The following is a 13,196-nucleotide window of genomic DNA, read 5'->3' on the forward strand; positions in this document are numbered from 1 at the left end:
TCCCTTTGTTGGTGTTCGGTCATGCGCCACTCTAGGTCACGCCCTGTCCCGATTGCCGAACCCGTCCTACATTTTGGGCTTTCACAGGCGATTCCGGCTTAGGCAGAACATCGGCATAAACTGGCACGCATGTGCAGACGTTTCGCGCTCGACTTGGAATGGGACGCCGTGGCTGGACCGCACCATCGACGGCGCATCCTTGCTCGCCGGCGTGCGGAACTCAGGCACTGCGTTATCCCGCCGCTTGCAATTTCACGAGGTCGCCCCGCTGCAGGGCGACGGCAAACGACTGATTCAGCCGTTGGATTCGACCGAGCCCATGCGCCTGTTTTGACGGAACATCTTTGACGAGAGATCGTCACTGAATCAATGCTTGCTATATATGTATCACAGTGTCATAACTATGAAATCATATTGTGGAATTGTGGTACATGAAGTTAGCATGACAACGATGTCACCGTTGGTAGGTGGACCAGTAGGTGCCGTTGCTGCCGGTGGTGGTGCTGAACTGCATGATGTTCATGATTTGGCGGTATTCGTTGGTCGTGGCGTAGCTGATACGGATGAGTAGCTCGTGTCATCGTCCGCCGGGCAGTTGGCTCGGGCCGGTTCGACGGTGACATCGTCACTTATGGCGGTGAGCCGTGCAACCGTATCGTGGCTGCGCTGCACGACGCGTTCGGCTTCGGACTGGCTGACGAGTTCACGGCAGGGCGGCATTGCGGCCCTGCTCCCCCAATGCCCGCGCGAGAACATGAACCCGCACGCCGCTCCGGTGGCCAGCACCGCGACCACCACCGTCGCGGCGTTCACCATGCGGGCCGAACTGCCGATGTGATTCAGTCCACCAGCCCGCGCAGCAGCACGATTTCGTCGCGGTGCGTGGTCGGCGTCTGCTCCTTGGTTTCGAGAATCATCGGGAGCTTGGCCATGGTCGGATCGTTGACCAGTCGCGTGAAGAACGGGATGCCGAGCTGGCCCTCGCCGATATTGGCGTGACGGTCCTTATGCGAGCCGAGGCCGAACTGCGAATCGTTCACATGAATCGCCTTGACCCTGGCCAAGCCGATCACCTCATCCAACTGGCGCATCACACCGTCGTAGTCGTTCACCAAATCGTAGCCGGCATCCAACGCATGGCAGGTGTCGAACGTGACGCCGACGTTCGCCTTATGCTCCACGCCATCCATGATCGTGGCGAGCTCATCGAAATTGCGGCCACATTCCGTGCCTTTGCCGGCCATGGTCTCCAGAAGCACCATGACGCCGGTCGTACGCTCGAACACCTGATTCAGTCCCTCGCTGATCAGTCGGCAGCCGGTCTCGGAGCCTTGGCCCACATGCGCGCCGGGATGAATATTGATATACACCTCCTGGCCGGCCTCGCGGATGGCGGTCAGCAGCTCGATGTCCTCGGCCAACGCCTCGATCGCGAATGCGCGCTTGGCCTCATCCTTGCCGGCCAGATTGTAGACGTACGGCGCGTGGACGACCAACGGCCCATAGCCCTCAGCCTTCAGACGCGCACCGAACGCCGCCGCGCCGGACGGGTCGAGCGCCTTCGAACGCTTGCCGTACGGGGAACGCGGGAAGAACGCGAACGCGGTGCCGCCCTCCTCATGGGAGCGTTCCAGCAGCGCATTCCATCCGCCGGCCGTCGACAGATGCGATCCGATATGCAGTTCCGTCATTCCAAACTCCTCGTGTTCCACTCGCTGTTCGTGTTACCGCTATCATATGGTAGGAGGCATCGAGCGCCGCCCGCACAACCGACACGAGACACAACTGTTCACCCGACCAAAGGAGACCCGAGCATGGTGGCAGCCGGCACACCCAAGGACGATACCGGCCTTGAACGGAAGATGGAGTCGCGCCACCTGACGATGATTTCCCTGGGCGGTGTGATTGGCACCGGTCTGTTCGTCAGCTCCGGCTATACGATTCATCAGGCGGGGCCGTTGGGCGCAATCCTCGCTTATGCGGTCGGCTCCCTGCTCGTCTACTGTGTGATGGTCTCGCTGGGCGAGCTGTCCGTGGCCATGCCGTATGCCGGCAGCTTCCACATGTATGCGAAGCGGTTCATCGGCCCCGGCACCGCGTTCACCATTGCTATCCTGTATTGGCTGAACTGGGCAGTGGCGCTCGCGTCGGAGTTCACGGCGGCCGGGCTGCTGATGCAGCGATGGTTTCCTCATTCGCCGTCCTGGGTGTGGTCGGCCGTGTTCATTGTGGTGGTGTTCGCGTTCAACATCATGTCCGTGCGGCTGTATGGTGAGGCGGAGTTCTGGTTCGCGTCGATCAAGGTGTTCGCCATCATCGCGTTTATTGTGATCGGCCTGCTGGCGATTTTCGGCGCCATACCGATTGCCGGCCATGATTCCGCGCCGTTGCTGGGCAACTTCGTGGCCGACGGCTGGTTCCCAAGCGGCATCGCACCTATTTTCTCGACTTTGCTGACCGTGGTGTTCGCGTTCTCCGGCACCGAAGTGGTGGGCGTGGCGGCCGGCGAAACCAAAGATCCATCGCGCGCGATTCCCAAAGCCGTGCACACCACGGTGCTGCGCCTGGCGATTTTCTTCATCGGCTCGATTCTGGTGATGGCGGCCTTGATCCCCTGGCACCAGGCCGGCGTGGACACGAGCCCGTTCGTGCTGGTGTTCCAGTCGATCGGCATGCCGTTCGCCGGCGACATCATGAACTTCGTGGTGCTCACGGCCGTGCTTTCCGCCGCGAACTCCGGCCTGTACGTGTGTTCGCGCATGGTATGGTCGCTGGCCAAGGAGCGGCTGATTCCCGCGCGTTTCGCCAAGACGAATTTCCGTGGTGTGCCGGTGTGGGCCGTGCTGTTCAGCATGGCGGGTTCGCTGCTGGCGCTGCTGTCTTCCGTGATCGCCGCCTCGACCGTGTATCTGGTGTTGGTCGCGGTATCCGGTTTGGCGACGCTGGTGGTGTGGTTCTCCGTGTGCGTGTGCCATATCCGTTTCCGGCGTGAATGGGCGAGGGACGGGCACAGCGCCGATGAGCTCGACTACCGTGCGCCCGGTTTCCCGGTGCTGCCGTGGCTGGCCATCGTGATGTGCATCGGCGCGCTGGTGCTCGTGGTGCTCGATGAGACGCAACGTTCGACCCTGTATTGCATGATTCCGTTCGTCGCCTGCTGTTATGCGGCCTATTACGCCCTCGAACGGCAGCTCAAACGCGAAAAGAATGCCTAACTCGGTTTCGAGGGGCTGATTCGGCGTTCGCCGGAGGTCTACTTGCGTTTTCAAGGGGCTGATGCCCAAGTAGACAAGGCTCTGAAATGGCGTCATGCCGTTGCCACAAAGCCGTTTATACTTGCGGTTTGGCGTTTGAGCAGCCCCTCGAAAGCCAAGTAGATGTCCCCACCGGACGAAATCAGCCCCTCGAAGCCGAGAAACCATTGATGGCCGATTATGTTGTGCCCGGTGACGTGCCTGGTTCCGTGCTCGAACTGGTGCAATAATTGGGGTTTGTTTTTTGCAAAATAGACCATACGCGCGTGATACGCGATGCACGTGAAGCTCCGAATACGGCATGATTCATGAAACGAGTCATCATGTCAACAAACGCCAATCCCCCATCGTCTTCAAATCCATCTCCAGGCCACAGTGCCAATGCGACTTCCGCCTCGCCATCATTGTGGCGCGCTCGCAGTTATCGACTGTGGTTTGCGGCCGACACCACCGACGTGCTCGCCGTCAGTCTGCGCACATTCGTCATACCACTCTTGGCCCTGCAACTGTCCGGCTCGGAATTCATCGCCGGCATCATCGTCGCCTTGGAATCAGCTATCGGACTGTTGCTGCTGCCATTCGGCGGCACGCTGGCCGACCGCCACGATCGCAGACGGATGATGATTCTGTTGGGTGCCATCGGCACTGGGCTGTCCGCCATCGCCATGGCATTGCTCGCCTTGCACGTGATGAATACGCCGATGTTCGCGCTATGCATAGCCTTATTCGCCATTATGAGCGGGCTGCTCGGCACGGCAATGGGCTTGAGTACGTTGGTCGGCTGGCTGTTGCAACAGCCAGATCTCGGTTTCACGGCGGTGATGGGCGTGGCCGTGGCCTGTTCCGTAGCGGGATTGGCCGTATCGTTGTCCGGCCCGCTGCGCAGCATTCCGACTCCCGAACGATGGTCGGAGGTTTCCCTGTAACGCCAAACGGCGGAGCGCCGGTCTTATATGAGGTCGTACGGCATCTGATGCTTGACCATCCAGAAGATGCCGAGGCCGATGAACACCAGCAGATTGAATCCGCCGCTATGCCACCACACCACGGCGATCAGCGTCGCCATGCGCGCCACATAGAACGCCACGCGAAGCCGCCCTTCGCGCGGCCGGGTCTCTATCGTCATGTGCGTGAAACTGCCGCCGAGCGTGCGGCCGCCGCACAGCCAGGGAACCACGCCTTCAAAGATGATGAGCGCCGCCAGGAAGAGGATCGAGCCGGTCCAGTCGAACGGTTCCATCGACTGCCATGAGCCATTGGAGCCCGAGGGCAGGTTCGAGCGGACGATTATGACGAACAGATGCGTCGGCATCACGGCGAACGCAATCAGCGTCATGTCGATGATGAACGTGATCAGCCGCCTCATGAAGCCAGGTGTGGTGGTCGGCGTCATATCGGCGACCCGCGCCGGAATCAGGCGCAGCGAAAGTATGGCCAGCGCGAATCCGATCAGCGCGCCGGTCGTGTTCCACAGGAGATCGTCCACGTCGAACAGACGGTAGGCGCACGGGAACACGCCCATGAGGCCGGTCAGCTGCATCGTCTCCAGGAATAGCGACGTGGCGAACGACAGTACTGCGGTAACTGGCAGCGGCCAACGCCATATGCGGCCCATGATGAAGCCCAACGGCAGGAAGAACACGATATTAAACGCGATTTGCAGTACGGCGGTGAGACCATCGGTACGGATGTCACCGATGAACTGCAGTGGGTTGAGCTGCGATGTCAGATGGTGCGCGGCGCAATAGGCCGCCGCATCGGCCGGCATCGGATACAGTGTGAAACACAGCAGGCCGAGCAGGTACAGCACCGTGCCATACGCCACTATGGCCGACGACAGTCGGATGCGATTGTCACGGTGATACAGCAACGCCAGCACTGGCACAGTCAGCAGCATGGACACAAACGGCCACAATGCCAGCGCGAACGCAAACGGTTCGGAAAAGTTCTTAAGAAATCCCATCTTCAATGCTCCCTGCTTCGGTCCGCTCCATTCGGTTTCGGACCATAACTCTCGACTTCTGATTCCAAGGTACGGAACATGACGGCACGCGGGTATCGGCCATGAGAGCGAAATCATTGGGATGAAAGGCGATTCGTCTCATTCGTATGGATGAGGGAGATGCACCAGTTACCATTGACGTTGAATCCAGCAGAACGGCAAACGAGCAGGGAGCGGCAATGGACCAGGTTTCTTACGAACATCGGCAGGCATCGATGACGGATTCGTCCGACGTTTTCCCTTCCGCCCGTCCGCTGCCGCTGACGTTGCCGGATGGGAAGCCCGCCATCGAGGCTTGGCCGCTGGACCAGTCGATCCTGCATCTCAACCATGGTTCGTTTGGCGCGGTGCCGAACAGCACGTTGAAAGCGGTAACCGAGTATGAGTCGCAGGCCAACCGTGCGCCGATCGGATGGTTCCCCGGGGTCGGCGCGTGCATCAGGGACATGCGCTCGCAGCTCGCGGAGTTTCTGGGAGTGCCGCCGAGCCGTGTGGCGTGGGTGCCGAACGCCTCGGCCGGAGCCAGTGTGGTGTATGCCAATATTCGCGTGCCGCGCGGATCCGAGGTGCTGGCCACCGATCACGGGTATGGTGCCGTGCTGCAAGGTGCGGCTCGCATGGCCAGGCGCGATGGAGCGGTGCTGAAGATTGCGCATGTGCCGATTGACGCCGACGAGGATGGCGTGGTCGACGCCGTGACCGCGCAGATGAGCGAGCGTACGTCGTTCATCGTGTTGGATCAGATCACTTCCGCCACTGCTATGCTGTTTCCGGTCCAGCGTATCGCCGCTGAAGCCCATCGCCGCGGTATCCGCATTTTGGTTGATGGCGCGCACGCCCCGGCCCAACTGGCCGATCCGGTCGGCGGGCTGCAGTCCGATTGGTGGGTCGGCAATTTCCATAAGTTCCCGTGTGCGCCGCGCGGTACGGCATTGCTGGTGATTCCACCCGAAGGCGGTCAGGATGGTCAGGATTTGTGGCCACTGATCGACTCGTGGGGTTTCGCTGACCCGTTCCCGGAACGATTCGACGAACAAGGCACCCAAAATCTGTGCGGTCCGATTGCCGCGCCCGAGTCCCTGCGCGAGATCGAGCGACTGTGGGGCTGGGATGTCGTGCGCCGGTACATGTCCGATCTTGCCGATTACGCGGAGAGCCGGGTGGCCGAGGCCGCCAGCGCGGTCAGCGGCGAGGATTGCTCGTCGCCGGTGCGCATTCCCTCCCCCGCCATGCGTCTGGTGAAGCTGCCTCACGGAAACCGCACGCCGCAGGAGCTGGACGCTCTATGCCCGGTATTCCGGGACCGGATTCTCAACGAACTGCATGCCGAAGTCGCGGTCACCCAGTTCGATGGCGAACTGTACCTGCGCCTCACCGCCCACGCCTACGTCACCGCCGATGTCATAGACCGCTTCGCCGAACAATCCATCCCAACCATCGTCGGATGGCTGCGTGTGTAAGCGAATCATATGTTGCGTTGGTGCCTTAACTATGGATGATTAAGGCACCAACGCAACATTATTGGAGTTTTGTGGGAATTGGAGAGCTGCTTACAGGGAATTGGCGATTGAGCGGCAGCTTTAATCTTGCGTCACAGCGGCTTGACGAAATCTTCGCCGTTGAAGTAGCCGGCGATGGTGTTGTGCTCGATGACAAGTTGCGGGTCGATGCTGGCGACTACCGCGAACACGCCCTCCTTAGCCTCCACGATATACGTGGCCGCCGCCTGATTGATGTCGAACACCTGCGCGCCGGAAGCCAGATCCACAATCGCCGTCTCGTGCTCTATGAGTTCGGCGCGGTCGCCATGCTCCGCTGCGAACCGCTTGATTGCCTCGTATTTGCTATTCATATTCATCCGTCACCTAGCCGTATTCTACTGATTCCCCCTAATGGTCAATTATCTCTTCCTCAATATATCTCTTCCTCAATAATCAATATGCTGTCATGTGATCGCATGACAGCATATTGACATTCCCCGAACAAAGCGTTCACCGTGTTTAGTTAACTGGTGGGTTGAGTGGCGACGCTGACGCTCGCACCATGCGTGGTGTTGTTTGAACGGTATGCATGGGCGTGGACGTGGTGTTAGCGTGTGCCGCGTCGTGCGGAGCGTTTGCGGTTGCCGGCCGTGGCGATGCGTGTGTAGTATTCCGTCTTGTCCTCATGGTCGATACGTGCGCCGCAATGCTGCTGCACCACAAGACTTGCCGGATTGGTTTTGTGGACACTCAGGTGAGCCTCCTCGATGCCGAGCTCGCGGGCCTTGGCGAGCGTGATCTTGAGCCCGGCGGTCGCGTAGCCGTGGCCGCGGTATTCGCGGGCGATACCGTAGCCGATGTGGCCCGGACCGTTGCGCAGGAAGTCGGTGAGCCGGTGACGCAGGTTGAAGATGCCCACATAGTCGCCCTCATCGTTGACGAGAATGTATTTGGTGGCTGGCACCCAGCCGTCCGGCAGGCCGACGCCAAGCGACTCATCACGCAACCCTCGCACATATGCGGCGAACCGTTCACGATTCATGCCGGCCGCTGGGTTCTCGAATCCCGTCTCCTCCGCCGGGAATTTCGCGAACAAGTCAAACGCTCGTTCCTGGTCCGCCAGCCACGTCTCAATCAGCCGCATTGGTCACACTCCTCCTGTTGACACAGCAGACCACACTACTACTGCTCGGCCAACGGCCGCAAGCCTTATCTAGTTGGCCATTCCTCGGCAGTAATGCGGCGTACGAGCTCATCACGATATACGTCGCCGAGCAGCTGGACGGTCCGTTACGAAAAGAAAAACCCCGGGGTTTCATGATGTCTCGCATGAGTGACTTTCCGGGGCATTCGCTAGTGGCATAGCCCGCCATGAGCCTCGAAAGTCAACTTGTATGATGAACAGTCCCAGCAGGAAGATCAGAGCTCCCGGCCGGTACGTGCGGTAGAAGTCGACCATATCCGGCTACGCCAAAGGCACTGCCATGATATACACCAGCGCAGCGAACACGGCGCCGAGCGCGGAAACAACCAAGAACGCGCCTACGGCAAAACGCAGCAGGCCACGATCCGAGGTCCTCCGACGCAGGCCACGGCATCCCACGAAGACGAATACCGAGACCAGCAGATAGAACAGCAGCCCGTACGCGGGCAGCATATCGATAATCAGCAGATCATTCATGGCATATCCTTTCGTGGCGTAATCCCATTCAACCTGCGCATGGCTAAAAACACAACATCATGTCAAGTAATCGCATGACAGCAGGTTTCGTCCGGCTTGGTTCGCACATAGAGCATCCGGTGATCGCGGCGTCCTGCGCCGTATTGTCCGTGGCGGTGCTCGCGGAGTACGTGTTCTCGATGGCGGCACGGGTCCCCGGCACCGCGACCGTGCGCGATATCGTGTTGGCTCTGGCGGTGCTTGCCGGCCTGGTCGGCGGCATGTTCCGCCCGGACCGGTTCCTGTGGCCGGCGCTTGTCACGGGCGTAATCCTCATGCTGGATGTCCCGATGGTCACGCCGATAGCCGTCGGCGTCGCCTGCGTGGGGTTCCTCACCTATCTCGACGCACGGGCCGGCGTCATCGCCACCGTGATCCTGCTCGCCTCATCCCTGTTCGGCTTCACCGAGCCCGACGAAAGTCGCAGAATGGTGGCCGCAGTGCAGAGTCTGACGTTCTGTTGTGTCCCGTTCCTGGCCGGCCTGCTGCTGCATGTGATGCGCCAGCGAGACCATGACTCGTACCTGTTGCAGCGGCAACGCAAACGCGAGGCACGGCCCGTAGCCTGCACGACACCATCAGCAACGACCTGGCCTACCTGATCCTGCGCATCGACCACACCGGAACCAACGGCATGCCCGCCGACGAACACGAGTACCGGCAACAGCTCGACGAATTGCGCGACGCCGCCAGCCGGGCCATGGGCCACACGCACGAGGTCATCGACTCGCTCGAAGAACACACGCCGACCCGGGCGAATGGCACGCCATCTGCGTCACCTTCGACACGGACGCCATCCGCATCTCCGCCAGCGACACCATCACATCCGATGACACGAGACTCGGCCTGGGCAGCGGCCTCGACCGCTACCGGACCATCATCGAAACAGGCGGCGGCACCTTCCAAACCCACACCGAACAAGCCCACTGGCAGCTGGATGTTAGCATTCCAATCGATGGCGACCGGTAAAACAGGCATTCGCAGACCAGCCATGTCAAGCAATCGCATGACAAGAATCATCCGTTTACGGCATCGCCGCCGGATGACCACACCAGCAGGGCACCCGCGAAGGAGACGACGATGATGCCGAGCACAGCCATCACGGTGATGGTCTGGCGCAATATCAGCGCGGCGATGACCACGCTCATGGCGGGGTCGATGGAGAACAAGCGTGCCGACCACGCGCGCCGACGTGATACGCCCGGACAACGTGTCCATCGTGTAGGGAATCGCGACTCCCAGCACCGCCGAGGCGGCGATGACGCCCCACTGGGCGGCCGACGCATGCGGGGCGTGACCGATGGATACCGGCGAAGTGTCCAGCGCCGCGACCGTGACCGACAGGGCGAGCCCGTCGAGCCCGGCGCCCGTCTTGCCGACCCGGTCGGCGAAGAGCGTGTACAGGCCGAAGCACACGTCCGAGCCCGGCGCGAACAGGTAGCCGGCCGGTGAAATAGCCTCCCGGCGTGAACGAGATCAGGCCCTCGCCTACCAGCGCGACCACCGCGCACAGGCCCTCGCGCCAGTGATGCGAACCGGCCAGGGCGACCACGCAGGGCCCGAGGAATTCCAAGGTGACGGCCACGCCCATCGGAATGCGGTCGATGGCCGAATACAGGCAGACGTTCATCGCCGCCATCGCCAGCCCGTAGACCACGATGCCCAGCCATTCGCCTTTCGGCCGGCCAACCAGTTTCGGGCGGACGAGCGCGAGCATGACGATCGTGGCGACCAGCATGCGCATCGAACTGACCGGAATCGGCCCCAACGCGCCGAACGCGGCACCCGAAGCTTGCCCAATACCCCTCCCCCGTCGCGGCCATTCCCACACGACCTCTGCGCCACCAATGATAGTGTTCGGCGAAGGCTCGCGACGTGCGGAGTCGACTTTGTATGGCGAGATCAGCAGAGAGCGGCAGGCTCACCCCAGCAGAAGACCGGCGATCACGAGGACCGCCGCCGGCATCATGGCGCATGCCGCGAGAATCCTACGATTCCGGCTGCTCATCATCGTCGGCCCCTACGGGTTGCAGCGAATATCCTACGGCCGTTTGCGGAAACACGCCTTGCCGATGCCCAAGACCGCCAGATAAAGCAGGAACATCACGGGCGCCATGTCACGTACCGCCACGGGTCGATCTGGAACGTATCGAAGACGATGAACATGACGCCCCACACGTTGATGGCGACGATCGCCAGAATCTGGGCGGCCGCCGAATCGAACCTGGATTCGGCCGAACGGGCATCATTCGCGCCGGCCGGAGCGTCAGGCGTCCGCCCGGCGCGACGCATGACGCCGATTACCGCCCACACGATGGCCGCCACCAACGCCACGGGCAGGCACAACAGCAATGCCGTGGGCAGCGGCGCGGGCCCGAGTCAACCGACCCGCCCGAACCTACTCGTCCGCGAACAACCGGCGCAACACAGCATCCCGATGATTGATGAACAGGCCGAGGACGCGATAGCTGTCGGTGTCCTCGTACTCGATGGGACGAATCACATCACCGCCGAAATCAAGGATCGTTGCACCGGGCAGGGCGAGCAGGATCGGCGAATGCGTGGCGATAATGAACTGCGCGCCGCGGGCCGCCGACTCGTGCAGGCGGGTCAGTAGGGCGAGCTGGCGCTGCGGGGACAGTGCGGCCTCCGGCTCATCCATGATGTACAGACCGGCACCGTCGAACGAGTTGAAGAAATCGAGGAATCCCTCACCATGCGAACGCTCGTGCAGATGCGCCAGCACCTGCGAACGATAGCCGCCGCCCGCATAATCGCGCGCCTTGGTCGCCACATTGAAGAAGCTTTCGGCACGGAAGAAGTAGCTCGACTGCGATTTGCCGCGCCCGCGTTCCACGGTCAGCGCATCACAGAGCCGCGACACGTCATCGACCGTGGAGAACCGGTAATTGAGCGTGCCGCCCTCCGCGTTGAACCCATAGGCGACGGCGATCGCCTCCAACAACGTCGATTTGCCGGTGCCGTTCTCGCCGACGAAGAACGTGACCGCAGAATCGAACGCAAGATGCTCGATCGAACGGATTGCCGGGATCTGTTGCACATACGACCGGGTGCCGAGCGCATCCCAATCGATGGAGACGCCCTCCACGAACCGCGGAGTCTGATACCAATCACCCATATCGCGACCATAACCAACTAACACCGTCGGCGCAATTGCGCGGCGGTGGCAACAGTATAGTCAAAACTCAAGCCCCATCAGCCGGCACCCCGGCCAGCAGGTTCGCGAACACCTCACGCGCATACCCGCCATACGCGGGCAACGCCACGGCTTCCGCGACACCCAGCCACACGATCAGCACGCCGGCCAACGCCAGATACCACCGATGCAACGTCACCCGCCGCCCATTGGCGATGCGCCACTTCACGCCCTCGAACCAGATCGAAAGCCCGACCGATAACGAACGACCGTCCATGATGAATCCCCTTCGACAATCACGTTATTGTGGCACCCTGCCGCGCCACGCCACTCGCGGCGTTGCCAACAGGATAGACGTTTACGCAACGTCAGCCGCAAGCGATAATGGCATGTATCGTTCAAGCCAGGCAATATGCCGTCAAGCAATCGCATGACAGGCCACCGCTGAGGGGTGATGATTCCGCGAGGTGAGCATTCAAGAACAATTAGTCGCTGGTATCCTAGTCGTGCTCTATCGGAACATAGCCAAGTATATTAACTGCAACCGGCAGTCCTCTCGATTAACATGTTATGAGCCGGTGACGGAAATTCCCGTAAAATCAATTAATTCACAAGTGTGATGCGGGAGTCTGTATAAGTAGACTTTCGGATTCTCTGCCATCGACCACGACTTTCTCAAGCAGATTTCGCAACTCCTCTAAATCGTCATCCATCGATTTGCGTGAAGCCCGAATCATCCAAGTTCCATCGATATTACGCCGGTCAAGCGGATGACCGGCCTCTTGCGCAATCAGAGTCCAAAACAGTCGTTGCGTGCGCCCATTCCCTTCGCGAAATGGATGAATACGATTCACCGTCACAAAATGCGAGGTCATTCTTTTCGATGAACCGATTCTCATCGAGATCTTGAAGAAGATTATCATTGCGCAATCTTGCCGCCTCTTCGCGCATCTCCTGCTCGATGTGCGACACATCAGTAAAAGCATGCTTGGCATCCACTTGTTTGCTAAGATTCACGATTCGAATCTTCCCCGCCCACGGATATACGTGGGAAAACAGCTGTCGATATATTTCCAGCAACTCAGCCAAGTCACCTGTGTTCTTCGGCGGATTGGACTTCATCACAGTTTCCATGATAGTGGCTGCGCGCACTTCTTCCTGGTCCAGTTCCTCCTGCGTCGTTGCGTTAACCAGGTTCTTCAGCAGACCTGTTTTCGGATCAAAATACGAATTCCATTGCAGCCGTTGCAGCTCAAACGCAACTATTGAGACCACGCTCCATCAGTTCAGAAGCCCCGATAAGACCGTTGACGTAATCCTCAAGAAGTCCCAATGTTCTGCTGTCCGGCAACGGCAGACCTCCCATGAGCGAATTGTGAATGGCGGAAGACATTGCCTGTTGACGCCTCAATACGGCGTTCGAATCATTTGCCTGTACTACAGCTCCAGTCATGACAGCGGCCTTTCTGCTAGAAAATTTACTAACTGCACTGTATGATACAGCTTGTTCTTTCATGCAAGCCAGTCAAAGTTGCAATATTCAAAAGCGATATCGTCTCTAAGTCTGACGACAATAATCCAA

19 protein-coding genes and 2 pseudogenes are annotated in these 13,196 nt (G+C 60.0%); 7 read left to right on the forward strand and 14 right to left on the reverse strand.

Annotated elements, in window-relative coordinates; all coding sequences use genetic code 11:
* Window positions 1-616: 616 nt before the first annotated feature.
* The gene (locus ACEUKI_RS04920) at window positions 617-838 is read left to right on the forward strand and encodes a hypothetical protein (RefSeq protein WP_201798051.1); all 222 of its coding nucleotides are present in this window, start codon (window positions 617-619) and stop codon (window positions 836-838) included.
* A gap of 1 nt (window position 839) precedes the next feature.
* On the opposite strand, the gene ACEUKI_RS04925 is transcribed toward ACEUKI_RS04920, so the two are convergent.
* A complete protein-coding gene (locus tag ACEUKI_RS04925; RefSeq protein ID WP_115770367.1) occupies window positions 840-1,691 on the reverse strand; it encodes a deoxyribonuclease IV in 852 nt (283 codons plus the stop codon).
* A gap of 123 nt (window positions 1,692-1,814) precedes the next feature.
* Between ACEUKI_RS04925 and ACEUKI_RS04930 the strand changes: the two genes are divergently transcribed.
* Window positions 1,815-3,215, forward strand: coding sequence for an amino acid permease (locus ACEUKI_RS04930; protein ID WP_115770368.1), 1,401 nt, complete (start codon window positions 1,815-1,817; stop codon window positions 3,213-3,215).
* A gap of 92 nt (window positions 3,216-3,307) precedes the next feature.
* On the opposite strand, the gene ACEUKI_RS04935 is transcribed toward ACEUKI_RS04930, so the two are convergent.
* Window positions 3,308-3,514, reverse strand: a complete 207-nt coding sequence (locus ACEUKI_RS04935; protein ID WP_115770369.1) for a hypothetical protein — start codon at window positions 3,512-3,514, stop codon at window positions 3,308-3,310.
* A 63-nt stretch (window positions 3,515-3,577) separates the two neighbouring features.
* Between ACEUKI_RS04935 and ACEUKI_RS04940 the strand changes: the two genes are divergently transcribed.
* On the forward strand, window positions 3,578-4,180 hold the full coding sequence (locus tag ACEUKI_RS04940) for an MFS transporter (RefSeq protein ID WP_374156576.1): 603 nt from the start codon (window positions 3,578-3,580) through the stop codon (window positions 4,178-4,180).
* 23 nt (window positions 4,181-4,203) lie between these two features.
* On the opposite strand, the gene ACEUKI_RS04945 is transcribed toward ACEUKI_RS04940, so the two are convergent.
* Window positions 4,204-5,217, reverse strand: coding sequence for a VanZ family protein (locus ACEUKI_RS04945; RefSeq protein ID WP_374156577.1), 1,014 nt, complete (start codon window positions 5,215-5,217; stop codon window positions 4,204-4,206).
* 218 nt (window positions 5,218-5,435) lie between these two features.
* Between ACEUKI_RS04945 and ACEUKI_RS04950 the strand changes: the two genes are divergently transcribed.
* Window positions 5,436-6,716 (forward strand): aminotransferase class V-fold PLP-dependent enzyme, encoded by a 1,281-nt coding sequence (locus ACEUKI_RS04950; protein WP_374156578.1) that lies wholly within the window; start codon window positions 5,436-5,438, stop codon window positions 6,714-6,716.
* A 131-nt stretch (window positions 6,717-6,847) separates the two neighbouring features.
* Here ACEUKI_RS04950 and ACEUKI_RS04955 read toward each other — a convergent pair whose 3' ends face one another.
* The 3 genes and pseudogenes from ACEUKI_RS04955 to ACEUKI_RS04965 all read right to left on the reverse strand — a co-directional run bounded on the left by ACEUKI_RS04955 (window position 6,848) and on the right by ACEUKI_RS04965 (window position 8,418).
* Window positions 6,848-7,108 carry a hypothetical protein gene (locus ACEUKI_RS04955; protein WP_080785027.1) on the reverse strand — a complete coding sequence of 87 codons (261 nt, stop codon included), beginning with the start codon at window positions 7,106-7,108 and terminating at the stop codon, window positions 6,848-6,850.
* Between the two features lie 236 nt (window positions 7,109-7,344).
* Window positions 7,345-7,881, reverse strand: a complete 537-nt coding sequence (locus ACEUKI_RS04960; RefSeq protein ID WP_374156579.1) for a GNAT family N-acetyltransferase — start codon at window positions 7,879-7,881, stop codon at window positions 7,345-7,347.
* Between the two features lie 171 nt (window positions 7,882-8,052).
* Window positions 8,053-8,418: pseudogene (locus ACEUKI_RS04965) on the reverse strand (hypothetical protein).
* A 74-nt stretch (window positions 8,419-8,492) separates the two neighbouring features.
* On the opposite strand from ACEUKI_RS04965, the gene ACEUKI_RS04970 reads away from it, so the two are divergent.
* Both ACEUKI_RS04970 and ACEUKI_RS04975 read left to right on the forward strand, forming a co-directional pair.
* A complete protein-coding gene (locus tag ACEUKI_RS04970; protein ID WP_374156580.1) occupies window positions 8,493-9,059 on the forward strand; it encodes a hypothetical protein in 567 nt (188 codons plus the stop codon).
* 8 nt (window positions 9,060-9,067) lie between these two features.
* Window positions 9,068-9,541, forward strand: a complete 474-nt coding sequence (locus tag ACEUKI_RS04975) for a hypothetical protein (protein ID WP_374156589.1) — start codon at window positions 9,068-9,070, stop codon at window positions 9,539-9,541.
* On the opposite strand, the gene ACEUKI_RS04980 is transcribed toward ACEUKI_RS04975, so the two are convergent.
* Window positions 9,474-9,626 (reverse strand): hypothetical protein, encoded by a 153-nt coding sequence (locus tag ACEUKI_RS04980; protein ID WP_374156591.1) that lies wholly within the window; start codon window positions 9,624-9,626, stop codon window positions 9,474-9,476. The genes ACEUKI_RS04975 and ACEUKI_RS04980 overlap by 68 nt on opposite strands.
* Here ACEUKI_RS04980 and ACEUKI_RS04985 point away from each other — a divergent pair.
* Window positions 9,616-9,909: a hypothetical protein gene (locus tag ACEUKI_RS04985; RefSeq protein WP_251847828.1), complete on the forward strand. Its 294-nt coding sequence runs from the start codon at window positions 9,616-9,618 to the stop codon at window positions 9,907-9,909. The two genes, ACEUKI_RS04980 and ACEUKI_RS04985, sit on opposite strands and share 11 nt — an antisense overlap.
* 127 nt (window positions 9,910-10,036) lie before the next feature.
* Here ACEUKI_RS04985 and ACEUKI_RS04990 read toward each other — a convergent pair.
* The 7 genes and pseudogenes from ACEUKI_RS04990 to ACEUKI_RS05020 form a co-directional block, all read right to left on the reverse strand.
* A pseudogene (locus ACEUKI_RS04990) lies at window positions 10,037-10,201 on the reverse strand (EamA family transporter); the annotation flags it as partial.
* A 359-nt stretch (window positions 10,202-10,560) separates the two neighbouring features.
* Window positions 10,561-10,809, reverse strand: coding sequence for a hypothetical protein (locus ACEUKI_RS04995; RefSeq protein WP_260847445.1), 249 nt, complete (start codon window positions 10,807-10,809; stop codon window positions 10,561-10,563).
* Between the two features lie 46 nt (window positions 10,810-10,855).
* Window positions 10,856-11,596 (reverse strand): AAA family ATPase, encoded by a 741-nt coding sequence (locus ACEUKI_RS05000; protein WP_115770817.1) that lies wholly within the window; start codon window positions 11,594-11,596, stop codon window positions 10,856-10,858.
* 67 nt (window positions 11,597-11,663) lie between these two features.
* Window positions 11,664-11,891, reverse strand: a complete 228-nt coding sequence (locus ACEUKI_RS05005; protein WP_236838468.1) for a hypothetical protein — start codon at window positions 11,889-11,891, stop codon at window positions 11,664-11,666.
* A 331-nt stretch (window positions 11,892-12,222) separates the two neighbouring features.
* Window positions 12,223-12,489, reverse strand: coding sequence for a Fic family protein (locus ACEUKI_RS05010; RefSeq protein ID WP_350028964.1), 267 nt, complete (start codon window positions 12,487-12,489; stop codon window positions 12,223-12,225).
* A complete protein-coding gene (locus ACEUKI_RS05015; RefSeq protein WP_236838467.1) occupies window positions 12,377-12,889 on the reverse strand; it encodes a hypothetical protein in 513 nt (170 codons plus the stop codon). Before ACEUKI_RS05015 ends, ACEUKI_RS05010 begins: the two co-directional genes overlap by 113 nt.
* Window positions 12,867-13,130: an antitoxin VbhA family protein gene (locus tag ACEUKI_RS05020; protein ID WP_143247994.1), complete on the reverse strand. Its 264-nt coding sequence runs from the start codon at window positions 13,128-13,130 to the stop codon at window positions 12,867-12,869. Before ACEUKI_RS05020 ends, ACEUKI_RS05015 begins: the two co-directional genes overlap by 23 nt.
* Window positions 13,131-13,196: the final 66 nt, after the last annotated feature.

This window comes from Bifidobacterium sp. 2450 (assembly GCF_041900695.1).
GTDB classification, from domain to species: Bacteria; Actinomycetota; Actinomycetes; order Actinomycetales; family Bifidobacteriaceae; genus Bifidobacterium; species Bifidobacterium longum.